The following is a 16,370-nucleotide window of genomic DNA, read 5'->3' as shown; positions in this document are numbered from 1 at the left end:
CCATCGCCCGAACCCGCTCGTCAGCAGGAACACACCATGCCGAAGGAAATCGTTCTCAATGCGTTCGACATGAACTGCGTAGGCCACATCCAGCAAGGGCTGTGGACCCATCCGCGCGATCAGTCCACGCGCTACACGGATCTGCAGTACTGGACCGACTACGCGCGCAAGCTCGAAGCGGGCCTGTTCGACGGCATCTTTTTCGCGGACGTGGTCGGCGTGTACGACGTCTACGGCGGCAGCCCGGACGCGGCAATCGGCGGCGCCGTGCAGGTGCCGGTCAACGATCCGACGCTGCTGATTCCGGCGATGGCCGCGCTCACGCGGCATCTGTCGTTCGGCGTCACGTCGAATCTGTCGGTCGAGCAGCCGTTTCTGTTCGCGCGCTGCATGTCGACGCTCGATCATCTGACGCGCGGCCGGGTCGGCTGGAACATCGTGACCGGCTATCTGGACAGCGCATCGCGCGCGATCGGCCTGAGCAGCCAGATGGCGCACGACGACCGCTACGATCTCGCCGACGAGTACATGGAGCTCGTGTACAAGCTGTGGGAATGCAGCTGGGAAGACGGCGCGGTGCTGCGCGACAAGGCGCGCGGCGTCTATGCGGACGCGTCGAAAGTCCACGTGATCCATCATCACGGCAAGCAGTACCGCGTCGATGCGATGCATCTCGCGGAGCCGTCGCCGCAGCGCACGCCGGTGCTGTATCAGGCCGGTTCGTCCGCGCGCGGCAAACAGTTCGCGGCGGCACACGCGGAGTGCGTGTTCGTCAACGGCCAGGCGAAGCCGGCGGTCAGGACGATCGTCGACGACATCCGCGCGCACGCGGTCGCCGGCGGCCGCCGCGCCGACGACATCAAGGTACTGCTCGGCCAGACCGTGATCACGGGCCGCACCGATCAGGAAGCGCGGGAGAAATTCGACGAGTACCGCCGCTATGTGAGCTCGGAGGCGGCGCTGGTGCATGCGGCCGCGTCGCTTGGCATCGACTTCGCGCGCTACGACCTCGACGAGCCGATCGAAACGGGCAAGAGCCAGGCGATCGTGTCGAACGTCGAAGCGATGACGCGCGCGGCCGGTCCGCAATGGACGAAGCGCAAGCTGCTCGAACAGATGGTGCTCGGCAGCCGCCAACAGCCGCTCGTCGGTTCGGCCGACAAAATCGCCAACGAGCTGATCGCGTGGACCGAGGAAACCGGCGTCGATGGCTTCAATCTGTCGCGCACCGTCGTGCCCGAGTGCTTCGACGATTTCATCGAACTGGTCGTGCCGCTGCTGCAGGAGCGTGGCGCGTACAAGCGCGCGTATCGTGACGGCACGCTGCGCGAAAAGCTGTTCGGCCACGCGCGGCTGCCTGAGAGCCACACGGCGGCGCGCTTCCGTTCGCCGGCTCGCGCAGCGGCGCCGGACGACGAGGCTCGCGGCTAACTCGACCACCCTTGTTTTCGCGAACCCCGACTTCCAGCAGAGGCCCCCATGCTTGACAAGAGCACGTTCCGCGACGCGATGGCAGGGCTTGGCGCGGCCGTCAACATCATCAGCAGCGACGGCAAAGCCGGCCTTGCGGGCTGCACCGCGTCGGCGGTCTGCGGCGTCACCGACGAGCCGCCCACCCTGCTCGTTTGCATCAACCGCAGTAGCCGCAACAACGCGGCGTTTCGCAGCAACGGCAAGCTCTGCGTGAACGTGCTGAGCGCCGAGCAGCAGGCGCTTGCCGCGCACTTCGCCACGAGCGCGCTCGCGATCGAAGAGCGCTTCGCCGCCGCGCAATGGGACGACCTCGCAACCGGCGCTCCGGTGTTGCAGGACGCGCTCGCGTCGCTCGACTGCGAGATCGAGTCGGTGACCGAAGTCGGCACGCACACGGTGTTCTTCTGCGCGGTGAAAGCCGCGCGCACGCATGACGCGGGCGATGCGCTGATCTACTACGGCCGCCGCTATCATCGCGTCGGCGAGCGCTCGGTTCACGCGACGCCCGCCGCTTCACCTGCCCCGCCCCACCCACGCCAACGGCCCGGCCGCGATCGTCTGGCCGAATAGCGCGGCCGCGGTGCGCTCCGGATCGAGCGCAATACTTTCGCTCGCTGCACCGACGATCAACGCGTCGAGCAAAGCAGTCAGCGTCAGCTCACGCGACTCGCCGCGCCGATGCGACGCGAACCTCCGTCCTTCACAATCACACGTCGCTCGCCCATCGAACCCTCGATCGCCCATCACGCCTCCGTGCCATCGTCATTGCACGCCGCTGTTCGATCAGCGCGTCACGCCCGCACGACGCCCGTCATCGGTCTGCCCGCCATGGTCCGGCCAAACAGCGCTGCCGCCGTCCGTTCGGGATCGAGCCCGAGACTTTCACTAGCGGTGCCGGCGATCAACCCATCGAGCGAGGCGGTCGGCTTCAGGTCGCGCGACTGATACAGCTGATGCGGCGCGAGGCCCGGCCAATCCGCAATCACGCGTCCGCCCTGCACCGACCCGCCCAGCACCATCGCGACCGAGCCGGTACCGTGATCGGTGCCGCCCGTGCCGTTCGCGGCGGCGGTCCTGCCGAACTCCGTCGCGACCAGCACCGTGGTCTTGCTCCACGATGAACCCATGCCGTCGCGCAACGCCGCGAGCATCGTGTCGAGCGCCTTCAGTTGATTCGCGAGCCGCGCGTTCTGCGCGCTGTGCGTGTCCCACCCGCCGGTCTCGATCATCGCGATGCGCGGACCGTCGTCGCGCGCCAGAAAACTGGCCGCGAGCTTGCCGAGGCTCGCCGGGTCCTGGCGCGCGCCAGCGTCGCCCGCAAGGCCGCGCGCCGCCATCGCCGATTCCCACAGCGGACGCAGCTGCGCGTCCTGCTCGTACAGTTGCGACACGCGCGCGAGCAGATCGTCGGGCGCCTGCGGCAAGGCCGACGGTGCATACGACGTCACCGCCGCGGGCCCGCGCAGCGCCATCGGCACGGTCGGCGCGAACGCGATCGCGTTTTCGCGGGTGGCGGGCAGTAGCGCTGCGAGCCGGTTGAGCCAGCCGTCCTTCGTCCGATACGGCGACGTGCCGCCGGTTTCGAGCACGTTCTGTCCGTCGAAATGCGAGCGGTCGCGATACGGCGAGGCGACCGCGTGCACGAACAACGCCTCGCGCTGCGCGTACAGCGTCGCCATCTGCGCGAGCGCCGGATGCAGCGCGAACGTGCCGTCCAGATGCGGCGCGTTCGACGCATCGATCGCGAGCGGCCCGCGCAGCGTCGCATACGCGGGGTCCGCGTACGGCACCACGATGTTCAGCCCGTCGGCCGCGCCACGCTGGATCACGAACACGAAGCGGCGGTCGGTCGCGACATGCGCGAACGCAATCCGCGGCGACACGAGCAGTGCGCCGGCACCGGCGGCGGCGACGCTCAGAAACTGGCGGCGTGACAGCATGGCATTCATCTCCGTTGAAAATCGGGCGATACGAGCAGCAGCGCGATCGCCGTCGATGCGCTTTCCGCGCGCGACACCGCCGTGGCCGTCGGCTCGCTGAGCGAGCCAGCCAGCAAGGTCTGGCCGAGCGAGCGCGCATCGAGCCGGTCACCCACGCGCGAGGCGAAACGTTGCGCGACTTCGACGCGGCGCACGAGCGCATCGGGCGCGGCCCAGCTCGCGGCGATATCGTCGTAGCCGGCGGGTGAACCGGGCCGCCACACCGGCTGGCCAAGCTGCGTGAGGATCGGCGCGCTCTGCAGATTGCCGGGCTCGTGCCAGCCGAGTCCGCGCATCGACGAGATGGTCCACTCCCACGGCGTCTTGAACTTCACCGCGGCCGGCGACCACGCTTGCGGCGTATCGATCAACGCGCGATAGACGGCCGGCAGATCGCCGTCGCTGTGCGCGAACGCATCGGCCAGACGTTGGGTGACGCCAGGTGGCGGATTGTCGGCGACGAAATGGCGCGCGAGCTTCGTGCCGATATGCCGCGCGGTGGCCGGCGCGTGCGCGAGGTCGTGCAGGATCGCGAGCGCCTGCTGTTCGCCGGCTTCGTCGTAGCGGCGTCCCATGATCGTGCGCGAGCCGGGCTCGTGCAGCGCGGGACGAAACACGAAGCTGCCGGGTTCGCCGTTCTGTTCCAGCACGCGCCGGTTTGCATTGGCGCCGCCGTTCCCCGGATTGCCGACGAGACTCCAGCCGGTCAGCGCACGCGCGAACTCGGTCACGTCGTCCTGGCTATAGCCGCTGCGCACGCCGAGCGTATGCAGCTCCATGATCTCGCGCGCGAGGTTCTCGTTGAGTCCGCGTTTGTTGTCCGGATTGCGCTGCGCGGCGCGCAGCGCGGCCATGCTGTCGGGACCGACCGAGCGGGTCTGGTCGAGGAACAGCTGCATGGCCGGATGACGCTCGACCGCCACCAGCATGTCCTCGAAACGGCCGAGCACGTGCGGGCGAATCGCCTCCGCTTCGAACGACCCGGCGAGCGCCGCGACGCCGGGCTTTTCGGTCGACACCGCGAAGTGATTCGCCCAGAAATGCACGAGGCGTTCGATGAACGGCGTCTGCGTGGTCAGCGCGCTTGCGACGCGCGCATTGACCGACGAGCGATACATGTCGAGTATCTCGACGCGCAGTGCTTTTCTTTCGGCTTGCCTGGCGGCTTGCGCGTCGGTCTGGCTGACCGCTGCGGTGTTGCTGGCGCTTTTGTTTGCGCTGTTGTCTGCGCCGTGGTTCGCATTCTGGCTCGGGTTGGTCTCCTCGCCCGCCCTCTGTTTCGACTTCTGCTCCATCTGCATGCGCTGCTGCACGAGCTGCGTCGACAATGCGATCGAATCAGGTTGGTTCGCCCACGCGTCGGGCCGCGGCTGATACGGCTCGAACTGCGCGAGCAGCCAGCCCTTCGGATCGGCGGGCGGCGTTTCGTCGGCGCGCGCGCCGAGGCCGAAGCGGTTCAGTGCGATCGCCGCGGCATTCAGGTTCGGTGAGTTGGCCATACGATCCTCGTCGGCAGGTAGGACACCTGCATGTCCGTTAAACGGCCGACGTGCTGAAATCCGTCGCCATCGCGCGCATTTTTTATTCGCTCGATGCGGCATTCGCCGCCGGTTTTTTCGCGTTCGGCGCCGGCGGCGCTTCGCGCCATTGCCCGCGCAACTTCAAACTCTCGGCGAATTCGACGCGCTCCTCGGGCGTCAGCGTCGCCGCGAAATCGGCGACGCTCGCTTCGACCATCGCGCGCAAGCTGACGTCGGCCGCGCGCGTGCGCGCGAGCGCGGCATCGAGTGCGGCGCGATCGAACTGCGGCGCGGCCAGCAGACGCAGCACCTCACGACGCCCTTCGCGAGCGTCGCGCGCATACTGGCGCCCGTCGCGCCGCGCGCTCTTCAGGCCGTCGATAAACGCCTGCCGCTGTTGCGCCGACAGCGGCTCGGCGGCGAACCGCAGCGCGCGCTGGTCCTGCGCCGCCGCCGGCGGATTCGCACCGTGCGCGGCGAACCATTGATACGCGCCGCCGGCGATCGCGCCGAGCAGAAACACGTTGAGCACCACCGAGCCCAGCAGCGCAAATTTCCACGAGCGCCCGTTCATTCGCCGCTCCAATCGGCGGAGCTGCCGCCGAAGCTCGAAGTCAGATACGAGGATTCATGCACGACCGGCGCGTTCCCGGTCAGCACGAAGAACGACACCGCGAACGCCCCCGCCACGCCGCCGAGCAGCCCGACACCTGCCACCGCCGCGCCCGACCACCACAAACGCCAGCGCGCGGCTGGGCGTCGGGACGGCGCGCGTTCGATGATGCGACGCTGCAGTTCGAGGCTCGGCGGTTCGAGCTCGTCGGCGGCGAGCCACGCGTCGAGGCTGGCCGCGTCGCTCAACGCCGCATCGGCTTCGACGCGATGCTCGCGCGCCCACGCCTGCGCGGCTTCGCGTTCGCGCTCCGGCCAGCGGCGCGCGTCGGCGCCGTAAGCTGCAACGATCTGATGGAATCTTTCGGGCGTCATGACTTGTCCTTGCTAAGGCCGCTGCCGGCCAGTTGGGCGCGCAAACCGCGGCGCGCGCGGCTCAGCAGACTCTCCAGCGCATCGACGCTGACGCCCATCAAGGCGGCAGCGTCGACATTCGACATCTCCTGGTAGTAGGTCAGCACGAGTGCCTCGCGCTGTCGCGCCGGCAGCGCGGCGAGCGCCGCGCGCACGCGCGCGTGGTCGGCACGCGCTTCGAGCCGCGCGTCGGGCGGCGCGGCGGGATCGGCCGAGTCGGGCAGTTCGTCGCTCGGGTCTTCGCGCTGGCCGCGCAGACGGTCATAGCAAAGATTGAGCGCGACCCGGTGCATCCACGTGTCGAACTTCGCTTCGCCCTCACGCCAGCGGGCCGCCTGTTTCCAGATTCGCACGAAGACCTCCTGCGCGACGTCCTCCGCTTCCATGCGATCGCCGAGCATGCGCGTGGCGAGCGCAAGTAGCCGCGGCAGCTTGCGCGCGACCAGCGAGCGGACCGCGCCGGGCTCCGCGCGGCCCACCCGCGCGATCAGCTCGGCGTCCGGATCGGGTGGTGCGTCGCTCAAGGCGTGCGGCTCGGTCGCGACATCACGCGCGCGCTCTCGCGTGAGGACCGCATCACGGGATCAACGTCGTTCACTTGCCGCCGCTCCTTCAGCTGTCGTGTCGTTATGTCGTCGTGCCGCTACGCCGCTATCCGGGCTGGTATCACGTACGCGGTCAATATACGACGAGCGCCGGCCGGTAGTAGGTCGGGCGTGCCGGATAGACCACACAGCCGGCGAGCGAGGCCGCCAGCAGAATCATCACGAGTGGTTTCATCGCAAGCCTCTCAAGCCCAATGTCCTTCGATCCAGCGCCAGTGCGGCCCACGTTGCGCCCAATGCCCGGGCACCCAGTGATAGCCGAGGCGCACCGGCTGCCAGTGGCCCGGCACCCACACATAGCGGCCGTGCTCCCAGCGCCAGCGGCCCTGATCCCACACATAGCCGTCCCGTGGCGCGGGCACGACTTCGACGCGCGGCGGCGGCGGTGCCATCGGCGCGATCATCACTTGTGCGGAGACGGGCGCGGCCGTCAGCGTGGCCGCGCAGCACAGCGCGGCGCTCAGCGTGGAACCGAGCAGACGAGTGATGCGGTTGGTGTTCATGTCGATTTCTCCCTTCAAAGCTGGAACAAGTCGGCGCCCAGGACGGCCCCGTTTCTACTTGAACGCGGCAGCGGAAGAAATCCGTCGCGCTATTGGCAAAAAAGCACGAATACAGTCGGGCTCACGAAAGGCAATAGTCGGCGTATTGCCCGAAAATTTTCACTTTTTGATGGTCCAATGCACGGGCTGCAATCAATGGCGTCGGCCGTTACGCTTCTAACAACAATTTCCAGCACCGTTCACACCTATCGATGGAAGGGCTGGACCGCGAATGTGGAGCCACCAAAGAATGTTTCGTAAAGCCCTTTTGCCCATTCCGTTTGCCGCCGCACTGTTCGTGCTGAGCGCATGCGGAAACAGCAGCGTCAGCTCTCCTTCGACTGCATCCGCGCCCGCCTCCGCACCGGTTGCTACCGTATCCGCCCAGGACGCGTTGACCACGGCAACGCCGATCAAGCACCTCGTCGTGATCTTCGGTGAGAATCGTTCTTTCGATCACTACTTCGGCACCTATCCGAACGCGCAGAACCCGGTCGGTGAACCGGCGTTCACGGCGGCGAACACGCCGGCCCAGATCAACAATCTGAATCAGAATTCGCTTCTGACGAGCAACCCGAACTTCCTGAACACGGCGAACAACGCGGCCTCCGCAGGCAGCGGCATCAATCCGTTCCGCCTCGACCGCAGCCAGGCCAATACCAACGGCCAGTCGCACGACTACATGAAGGAACAACTCGCCTACGACAATGGCGCGGCGGACCTGTTCCCCAAGTACACGGGTAACAACAGCGCCGGCAGCGGTTCGACGTTCGGCACGCCGGGTCTCGTGATGGGCTATTTCGACGGCAACACGGTCACCGCGCTGTGGAATTACGCGCAGAACTTCGCGATGAGCGACAACATGTACACCGACACGTACGGTCCGTCGACACCGGGCGCGCTCGAGGTGGTTTCCGGCCAGACCAACGGCGCTATTCCTGCGAACGGTGCCGCTCAAGGCGACAACGTGATTGCCGACGGCGCGGGCAGCTTCACGATGAACGGCGATTCCGACCCGACCGGGGACGTGTGCAACACCTCGACGTCGAGCGGCCAGGCCACGCTGAGCTCGAATAACAAAAACATCGGTGACCTCCTCAACGCGAAAGGCATTACGTGGGGCGGCTTCATGGGCGGCTTCGACCTGAGCGCCACCAACTCGAACGGCACCACGGCGTGCAAGCGCAGTACCTACTCGTCGGTCCTCGGCGCAACGAAGACGGACTACATACCTCACCACAACTGGTTCCAGTACTACGCTACGACGGCCAACCTGGCGCACACGCGCCCGACGTCGACCGCGCTGATTGGACAGACCGACCCGCTCGATTCGACGGCTACGCCGGTGCACCATCAATACGACGTCAACGACTTCTTCACGGCCGTCTCGGCGGGCAACTTCCCGTCGGTCAGCTACCTGAAGGCACCGGCCGTCGGCGATGCGCACCCGGGCAACTCGGATCCGATCGACGAGCAGGCGTTCGTCACGAAGGTCGTCAACTTCCTGCAACAACAGCCGGACTGGAAGAACACCGCCATCATCATCACGTACGACGATTCGGATGGCTGGTACGACCACGCATATGCGACGCCGACGACTTCGTCGTTTGACGCCACCGCCGACCAACTGAACGGCGGCGCCTGCAACGCAACGGGCGCGAAGCAAGGCGTCGGCGTGACAGGCGCGGCTGTCAACGGCCGTTGCGGCCCGGGAACGCGTGTTCCGCTTCTGGTGATCTCGCCGTACGCACGTAGCAACTACGTTGACCACACGGCGATCACTCAGGCTTCGGTTGTCAGGTTCATCGAAGACAACTGGCTCGGCGGCACCCGCATCGGCAACGGCTCGCACGATGCGACGACGGGGAGCATCACGTCGCTGTTCGACTTCACCAACGGTGGCAAAACGCCGGCGTTGTACCTCGACACGAACCTTGGCACCAAGCTGTCGGCTCCTCCTGCAACGAACTAAGGAGCCACCCGTTTATCCGTCCGTTCTGCCGCACAGAGAAGTACGCGGTGCGACGTTCAGGGAACGGAGCTGTTGATGCCCGTCAATCAGTGATGACGTCGAGCCAGCCGGTACGGTGGCTCGACGTGCTTGTTTGCAGTTCAGCTTGACTACCGCTATCGCCATGAATCGTCGTTCGAACGCCACCTTGTCTTCGCAACTACCCACCGGAAGCGGCCCGTCCCTTCGCGCTGCGAGCAGCACGCGGCGTCGCCTGATCCTCCGGATAGTGCTGGGCATCGTGCTCCTGGGCGCCGCTCTGGTTGGCTACGCGCTGATCTATCCCGAGCGTATGCCCGCGGCGATCGGCGATACGGTCGAGAATCTGACGGGCCTCAACGCCCATCCGGTCAAGCTCCTGCGTCCCCCCGTCGCGCCCCTTAGCGCGGTCGCGGTACTCGGCAGGGACCTGTTCAATGATCCGTCGCTTTCGGCGTCGGGCAAACAGTCGTGCGCGTCGTGCCACAGCGCCGCGCACGCTTTCTCGCCTCCCAACGACCTGACGGTACAACCAGGCGGCCTTCACATGACGGAAGCGGGCTATCGGCCGGTGCCATCGCTCGCATACCTGTATCGCCAGGCGCCGTTTAGCATCGGTCCCGATCAGGGCGATACCGACGCCGCACCGGTCAGCCTCGATACTCAGGCATCGGCCGCGCTAGGCGTGCAGCGCGCCCAGAAAACCGCGGGCGTTGCGCCTGCCGCGCCGGCTATGGTGCCGCAAGGGGGACTCTTCTGGGACGGCCGGGCAAGCACGCTGCAGGACCAGGCGCTTGGGCCGCTGACCAACCCGGTCGAGATGGCGAACCCCGATCTGGCTTCGGTTGCCGACAAGCTAAGGCACTCGAAGCACATCGATACGCTCAGACAACTTTTCGGTCCGCACGTCGTCAACGATCCCGATCTGCTCGTGTCGGAAGCCATGTTCGCGATTGGTCGGTATGAATTCGAAGACCCAGAGTTCCATCCATTCTCGAGCAAATACGACGCCTGGCTCGAAGGACGTGCACGCCTCACGCAAGCCGAACTACGTGGCTTGCGTCTGTTCAACGACAAGGACAAGGCCAATTGCGCGGGTTGCCACCTGAGCCAGCCGACGTCGGACGGCCTTCCACCTCTTTTTACCGACACGCAGTATGAAGCGCTCGGCGTGCCGCGCAATCGCGAACTTGCGCAGAACAGGAATCCGAAGTTCTACGACATGGGCATTTGTGGGCCATTCCGGACCGACATGGCCAGGCAGACGCAGTATTGCGGCATGTTCCTGACGCCGACACTGCGCAATGCCGCCGAACGCAAGACGTTCTTCCACAATGGCGTGTATCACGACCTCAAGCAGGTGCTGGACTTCTACAACCTGCGCAATACGTCGCCGGACAGAATCTATCCGCGCGATGCGTCGGGCAAGGTGCAGAAGTACGACGATCTGCCGCCGCAATACCATGCGAACGTGGATGTCGCCGATGCGCCGTTCGACCGCAAGTTCGGCGACCAGCCCGCGATGACCGATCAGGACATCCAGGACATCATCGCGTTCATGAGGACGCTGAGCGACGGGTACAAGGACTGAGCAGCCGCGCTGGACGCCGCCGCTGCAGCTTCCAGGCTGCGGCACGCGGCACGGTGCGGTATCCTTGCCGGTCCGCGACCTTATCCCTACCCTCCCCGATGTCCGATTTTCCTTTCGACGCCGTGCTCTTCGACTGCGACGGCGTGCTCGTCGATTCCGAACCCATCACGAACCGCGTGCTCACCGAGATGCTAGGCGAGCTCGGCTGGCATTTGAGCGTCGAAGAGACGATGCGCATTTTTGTCGGCAAGACGGTCAGGGACGAAGCCGCGTTGATCGAGGCGCGCACCGGCTTCGCGATCACGGCCGAATGGCTGGCGCAGTTCCGCGCACGTCGCAACGTGGCGCTCGACAATGAGTTGCGCGCGATCGACGGCGCGCCTTTCGCGGTCCGCGCGCTGCAGCAGACGTTGAATGGACGCATCGCGGTGGCGTCGGGCGCGGATCGCATCAAGATCGAATTGCAGCTCGTGAAGGCCGGCATCCTCGACTGCTTCGACGGACGCATCTTCAGCGGCCACGAAACGCCGCGCAGCAAGCCGTTTCCCGACGTCTACCTCGCCGCGGCCGCGGGACTCGGCGTCGAGCCGACACGCTGTGCGGTCATCGAGGATACGGTGACGGGCGCGACCGCGGGCGTCGCGGCCGGCGCGACGGTATTCGGCTATTGCCCGACGCACCTCGGCCATAGCAGCGCGACCGCGTTGCATGGCGCGGGCGCGGTGCACGTGTTCAGGGAGATGGCCGAGCTACCGGCGTTGCTCGCCGGATGGGGCACGCGCTGATCGACCGACGTGTTGGCGGTTGAACGACACCGGCTTGCCGCAAGTTGGCCGACGCCGATCAGTTTTCGACTGCGCAGATACGGTCGATCAGCGCTCGAGCCAGCACACATTGAATCCCGCCGCATGGCATGGTGCGTGCAACTGGAACGCCCGAGCGTAAAGCATTCGCGCGCTCTATACCCATCCAACGTTGCCGGAGAATCATCATGTCGAACTTGACCCTTGCAGACCTGTCGCGCTGCGACGACCTCGATCACGCAGCTGCACAGTCCGTGCGCGGCGGCCACTCGTGTTTCCCGCACGAATACCCGCCTTCGTGTTACGGCGAAAAACCGCCGGTTCGCGGCCCGTCGTACTACAACCCGCCCTCCTACAACCCCTGCCAGCCCGTGCATTACGGCTGCGGGCCGGTCTACACTCCGGTCTTCCATCCGGAGCCGGGCAAAATCGTGCCGCTGTAAGCACGAGGCCTCGCGCCGTTGCGTACCATGGCGCAATCACGCATGGGTTGCGGCCCGGGTTGGTACGATCGGGCCGCATCGCAGGTTTCACGCTCTTATTCGCAGACGATGCATCCATCCGCCTCGGCACGCGCGCAATCGACACCGCCGATGCGCTGCTGCGCGAAGTCCACCGCCTGCGGCCCGACGCATTCGTCGTCTACAAACCGCATCCCGACGTGCTATCAGGCAATCGAAATGGTCTGATCGACGCGCAGCAACTCGCCGACGTCGTCGATACCGAAGCGGACCTGCTGTCGCTCGTCGATGGGGCAGATGAAGTTCACGCGCTATCGTCGCTCGCGGGCTTCGACGTGCTGCTGCGCTACCCACTAGCCAAAGCGCGCGCCACGAGCATGGTAAAAAAACAAACCGTCCAGACAAAAGAAAAGCCCCGCAAGATCGAGATCTTGCGGGGCTTTTTATCGAGGCCAGCGCTAAAGCGTTATCCGCCTACCGCGACATCATATTCATACTAACGTTATGCATCACCCACAACGTGCCGCCAACCACGATAACAGCGGTCAGCACGGTGAACGCAAACGCCGTCACATTCCAGCGCTGCGACGACGACGTGTTCATGTGCAGGAAGAACACCAGATGCACGAGGATCTGCACGAACGCGAGACCCGCGATCGCGAGCAACGCGCTCTGGCCCGTCAACGTGCCGGTCATCACGATCGCGAATGCCGCGACGGTCAGAATGACGGAGAGCACGAAGCCCGCCGTATAGCTGCCGAAGCTGCCATGACCGCCTTCCGAGTGTGCGCCATGGGCGCTATGACTATGGTCCATTTAGATCACGCTCGCAAGATAGACAAAGGTGAAAACGCCGATCCACACGACGTCGAGGAAGTGCCAGAAAAGGCTCAGGCACGTCAGACGGATCATGTCGCGTTCGGTCAGGTCGCGATGACGCATCACCTGCAGCGCCAGCACGACCATCCAGATCAGGCCGAACGTCACGTGCAGACCGTGCGTGCCGACCAGCGTGAAGAACGACGACAGGAACGCGCTGCGGCTCGGACCCGCGCCTTCGGCGATCAGGTGCGAGAACTCGCGCATTTCCAGCACGAGGAACGCGAGGCCCAGCAGGAACGTCACGCCGAGCCAGCCGAGCAGCACGCCCTTGCGGTTCTTGTGCGCGCCGAGCATCGCGAAGCCGTACGTGATACTCGAGAGCAGCAGCATCGTCGTTTCAAGTGCGACGCCCGGAATCTCGAACAGGTCCTTGCCGCTCGGACCGCCCGCGAACTGGTGGCTCATCACCGCGAACACCGCGAACAGCGCCGCGAAAATGATGCAGTCGGTCATCAGGTACAGCCAGAAACCGAACACCGAGTGCGACGGCACGTGGTCCGGCGCGAGTTGCGGCTCAACCGCAATAGTCTTCTGTAACATCAGTCCACCTCCAGCGCGACCTGGTTGCCGGCGCTTGCGCCGACACCGGCCACGGCACCAGCACCGCCGTTGCGTTTGTCCTCAATCAGCGCGACAGTGTCGGCAGGAATGTAATAGCCGTCGTTGTCCATGAAGCTGTAGATGATCACGGTGGCGATCGCGCCGACCGCGCCAACGATCGCAAGCCACCAGATGTGCCACACACCAGCAAAACCGAGCACTAGCGAGAACAGACCCACCAACAGACCCGCGGACGTATTCGACGGCATGTGAATGTCGCGATACGCCGGCACTTTGACACCGCCCTTGCGCGACTTCATTTCGGTGAACGCGTCGAGCGAGCGAACGTCCGGGATATGCGCGAAGTTATAAGCCGGCGGCGGCGAACTCGTCGCCCATTCCAGCGTATGACCGTCCCACGGATCGCCCGTGAGGTCGCGGTTTTCCTTCAGGTTGCGATCGCGGATGCTGACGACCAGTTGCAGCAACTGACAAGCGATACCGATTGCGATCAGCACCGCGCCGAACGCGGCGGCGATCAGCCACGGATGCCAGGCCGGGTTGTCGTAGTGATTCAGACGACGCGTCATGCCCATGAAACCAAGCACGTACAGCGGCGTGAACGCGACCCAGAAGCCGATCTGCCAGAACCAGAACGCGGCCTTGCCGAGCTTCTCGTTCAGCTTGAAGCCGAACGCCTTCGGGAACCAGTAGTTGAAGCCGGCCAGATAGCCGAACAGCACGCCACCGATAATTACGTTATGGAAGTGAGCGATCAGGAACAGGCTGTTGTGCAGCATGAAGTCCGCGCCCGGAATCGCCATCATCACGCCGGTCATACCGCCGATCGTGAAAGTGATGATGAAGCCGATCGTCCACAAAACCGGCGTCGTGAATTGCAGACGGCCCTTGTAGATCGTGAACAGCCAGTTGAACACTTTGACGCCGGTCGGGATCGAGATGATCATCGTCGCGATACCGAAGAACGCATTGACGTCCGCGCCGGAACCCATCGTGAAGAAGTGGTGCAACCACACGAGGAACGACAGCACCATGATCGCGCAGGTCGCCCACACCATCGTCTTGTAGCCGAACAGCGGCTTCTTCGCGTAGGTCGCGACGACTTCCGAGAAGATACCGAACGCCGGCAGGATCAGGATGTACACCTCGGGGTGTCCCCATGCCCAGATCAGGTTCAGGTACAGCATCGCGTTGCCACCGGCATCGTTGGTGAAGAAGTGCATGCCGAGGTAACGGTCCAGACCGAGCAGCGCGAGCGTGACGGTCAAGATCGGGAACGACGCCATGATCAGCACGTTGGTGCACAGCGCGGTCCACGTGAACACCGGCATCTTCATGAACGACATGCCCGGCGCGCGCATCTTCACGATGGTCACGAAGAAGTTCACCCCGGTCAGCAACGTGCCGATACCGGAGAGCTGCAAGCTCCACAGGTAGTAGTCGACGCCGACACCGGGGCTGAACTGCAATTCGGACAGCGGCGGATAAGCGAGCCAGCCCGTCTGCGCGAATTCACCGATCACCAGCGAGATGTTGATCAGGATCGCGCTGATTGCCGTCATCCAGAAGCTCAGCGAGTTGATGAACGGGAACGCGACGTCGCGTGCGCCGATCTGCAGGGGCACGATGAGGTTCATCAGACCGACCATGAACGCCATCGCCATGAAGAAGATCATGATGACGCCGTGCGCGGTGAAGATCTGGTCGTAGTGATGCGGCGGCAAAAAGCCCGGGGCCAGGTACGACAGCGCCAGTTGCATACGCATCATGATCGCGTCGGCAAAGCCGCGCAGCAGCATGACGAAGGCAATGACGATATACATGACACCGATCTTCTTGTGGTCGACCGAGGTCAACCATTCGGACCACAAGTAGCGCCATTTGCCGAAATACGTGATTGCGCCGAGCACGGCCAGCGCAGCGAGGATCATCCCCGCGCCCGCCGTAACGATGATTGGCTCGTGATACGGGATCGCATCGAGCGTTAGTTTTCCGAACATGCGTTACCCCTTAGGCGCACAGTTAGCGTCCTTCATGTTGTCGAGGACGTTGCCGTTGTTGTAGCGGGCGATGATGTTGTTGAACAGCTTCGGATCGACCGTCGAAAAGTACCGCACCGGGTCCTTTTCGCTCGGCTCGGACACCGCGTGATAGCGGTCCATGTCGAGACGGTCCGACGAAGCGCGAACCTTGGCGACCCACGCGTTGAAGTCTTCAGGCGAGCTGGCGAGCGTGCGGAACTTCATGTCCGAAAAGCCCTTGCCGCTGAAGTTCGCCGCAGTACCCGCGTAGTCGCCAGCGTGATCGGCGATCAGGTGCAGACGCGTTTGCATGCCCGCCATCGCATAGATCTGGCCGCCCAACTGCGGGATGAAGAACGAGTTCATCACCGTGTCCGACGTGATCCGGAAGTTCACCGGTGTACCGACCGGGATCGCGAGCTGGTTCACCGAAGCGATGCCGAGGTCCGGATAGATGAAGAGCCACTTCCAATCGAGCGCGACGACTTCGACGTTGATCGGCTTGACCTGCGATTCGAGCGGGCGATACGGATCGAGCTCATGCGTCGTCCGCCACGTCAACACGGCGAGGAACAGAATGATCAAAGTCGGAATCGTCCAGACGACGACTTCAACCGCGGTGGAATGCGTCCACCCTGGCTGGTAGTCGGCGTTCCTGTTCGACGCGCGATAACGCCACGCGAAAAACAGTGTCATCAGAATGACCGGCACCACCACGATCAGCATGGCCCACACCGAAGTCGCGATCAGATCACGCTCCGCGAGTCCCACACTCCCCTTCGGATTCAGAATATCGAGGTTGCTGCAACCCGAAAGCAACAACATAAGGCTGGCGGAAAGGAAACTTGCCGGCCTTCTAAGCGTCCGTCCTTTCATTTCAACTGCCTCGTTTTTTTGACTTCAACGAACGTCATTC

At 64.4% G+C, this 16,370-nt stretch carries 15 protein-coding genes and 2 pseudogenes; 7 read left to right on the top strand and 10 right to left on the bottom strand.

The features are described 5' to 3' along the window. The first annotated feature begins 36 nt into the window (after positions 1-36). Together OKW45_RS06315 and OKW45_RS06310 are read left to right on the top strand one after the other, a co-directional pair. Positions 37-1,431, top strand: coding sequence for an LLM class flavin-dependent oxidoreductase (locus OKW45_RS06315; protein ID WP_429466615.1), 1,395 nt, complete (start codon positions 37-39; stop codon positions 1,429-1,431). Between the two features lie 48 nt (positions 1,432-1,479). Next, complete coding sequence (locus OKW45_RS06310) at positions 1,480-2,043, top strand: flavin reductase (RefSeq protein WP_429466613.1); 564 nt, start codon at positions 1,480-1,482, stop codon at positions 2,041-2,043. Positions 2,044-2,264: 221 nt separating this feature from the next. Here the strand turns inward: OKW45_RS06310 and OKW45_RS06305 are convergent, their stop codons facing one another. The 6 genes and pseudogenes from OKW45_RS06305 to OKW45_RS06280 form a co-directional block, all read right to left on the bottom strand. Beyond that, entirely contained in the window at positions 2,265-3,413 is a 1,149-nt protein-coding gene (locus OKW45_RS06305) for a DUF1501 domain-containing protein (RefSeq protein ID WP_429466611.1), read from the bottom strand. Positions 3,414-3,418: 5 nt separating this feature from the next. After that, on the bottom strand, positions 3,419-4,951 hold the full coding sequence (locus tag OKW45_RS06300) for a DUF1800 domain-containing protein (protein ID WP_429466609.1): 1,533 nt from the start codon (positions 4,949-4,951) through the stop codon (positions 3,419-3,421). A gap of 82 nt (positions 4,952-5,033) precedes the next feature. Next, positions 5,034-5,546 carry a periplasmic heavy metal sensor gene (locus tag OKW45_RS06295; protein WP_018425063.1) on the bottom strand — a complete coding sequence of 171 codons (513 nt, stop codon included), beginning with the start codon at positions 5,544-5,546 and terminating at the stop codon, positions 5,034-5,036. Further along, the gene (locus OKW45_RS06290) at positions 5,543-5,959 is read right to left on the bottom strand and encodes a hypothetical protein (RefSeq protein ID WP_018425062.1); all 417 of its coding nucleotides are present in this window, start codon (positions 5,957-5,959) and stop codon (positions 5,543-5,545) included. Before OKW45_RS06290 ends, OKW45_RS06295 begins: the two co-directional genes overlap by 4 nt. Then, positions 5,956-6,546, bottom strand: a pseudogene (locus tag OKW45_RS06285) (RNA polymerase sigma factor); the annotation flags it as partial. The gene OKW45_RS06290 and the pseudogene OKW45_RS06285, both read right to left, overlap by 4 nt. A 242-nt stretch (positions 6,547-6,788) precedes the next feature. Then, positions 6,789-7,106 carry a YXWGXW repeat-containing protein gene (locus tag OKW45_RS06280; RefSeq protein WP_429466607.1) on the bottom strand — a complete coding sequence of 106 codons (318 nt, stop codon included), beginning with the start codon at positions 7,104-7,106 and terminating at the stop codon, positions 6,789-6,791. 289 nt (positions 7,107-7,395) lie between these two features. Between OKW45_RS06280 and OKW45_RS06275 the strand changes: the two genes are divergently transcribed. The 5 genes and pseudogenes from OKW45_RS06275 to OKW45_RS06255 form a co-directional block, all read left to right on the top strand. Then, positions 7,396-9,117 carry a phospholipase C gene (locus OKW45_RS06275; RefSeq protein ID WP_429466605.1) on the top strand — a complete coding sequence of 574 codons (1,722 nt, stop codon included), beginning with the start codon at positions 7,396-7,398 and terminating at the stop codon, positions 9,115-9,117. 163 nt (positions 9,118-9,280) lie between these two features. Beyond that, on the top strand, positions 9,281-10,726 hold the full coding sequence (locus OKW45_RS06270) for a cytochrome-c peroxidase (RefSeq protein ID WP_429466603.1): 1,446 nt from the start codon (positions 9,281-9,283) through the stop codon (positions 10,724-10,726). Between the two features lie 98 nt (positions 10,727-10,824). Continuing rightward, a complete protein-coding gene (locus OKW45_RS06265) occupies positions 10,825-11,511 on the top strand; it encodes an HAD family hydrolase (protein WP_018425056.1) in 687 nt (228 codons plus the stop codon). Between the two features lie 206 nt (positions 11,512-11,717). Further along, positions 11,718-11,972 (top strand): hypothetical protein, encoded by a 255-nt coding sequence (locus OKW45_RS06260; RefSeq protein ID WP_018425055.1) that lies wholly within the window; start codon positions 11,718-11,720, stop codon positions 11,970-11,972. Next, positions 11,897-12,337, top strand: a pseudogene (locus tag OKW45_RS06255) (capsular polysaccharide export protein, LipB/KpsS family); the annotation flags it as partial. The gene OKW45_RS06260 and the pseudogene OKW45_RS06255, both read left to right, overlap by 76 nt. A gap of 127 nt (positions 12,338-12,464) precedes the next feature. On the opposite strand, the gene cyoD reads toward OKW45_RS06255, so the two are convergent. Genes cyoD through cyoA form a run of 4 tightly spaced genes read right to left on the bottom strand, consistent with a single transcriptional unit; the run spans position 12,465 to position 16,330 of the window. Further along, on the bottom strand, positions 12,465-12,806 hold the full coding sequence (cyoD, locus tag OKW45_RS06250; RefSeq protein ID WP_184010081.1) for a cytochrome o ubiquinol oxidase subunit IV: 342 nt from the start codon (positions 12,804-12,806) through the stop codon (positions 12,465-12,467). Further along, on the bottom strand, positions 12,807-13,412 hold the full coding sequence (cyoC, locus tag OKW45_RS06245; protein ID WP_018425052.1) for a cytochrome o ubiquinol oxidase subunit III: 606 nt from the start codon (positions 13,410-13,412) through the stop codon (positions 12,807-12,809). Continuing rightward, positions 13,412-15,433 carry a cytochrome o ubiquinol oxidase subunit I gene (gene cyoB, locus OKW45_RS06240; RefSeq protein ID WP_429466600.1) on the bottom strand — a complete coding sequence of 674 codons (2,022 nt, stop codon included), beginning with the start codon at positions 15,431-15,433 and terminating at the stop codon, positions 13,412-13,414. The genes cyoC and cyoB overlap by 1 nt, the downstream gene beginning before the upstream one ends. A gap of 3 nt (positions 15,434-15,436) precedes the next feature. Next, on the bottom strand, positions 15,437-16,330 hold the full coding sequence (gene cyoA / locus OKW45_RS06235) for a ubiquinol oxidase subunit II (RefSeq protein WP_429466598.1): 894 nt from the start codon (positions 16,328-16,330) through the stop codon (positions 15,437-15,439). Positions 16,331-16,370: the final 40 nt, after the last annotated feature.

This window comes from Paraburkholderia lebeckiae, from assembly GCF_050436225.1.
In the GTDB taxonomy this organism is placed as follows: domain Bacteria; phylum Pseudomonadota; class Gammaproteobacteria; order Burkholderiales; family Burkholderiaceae; genus Paraburkholderia; species Paraburkholderia tuberum.
This window is presented reverse-complemented; position numbering and strand designations above follow the sequence as displayed.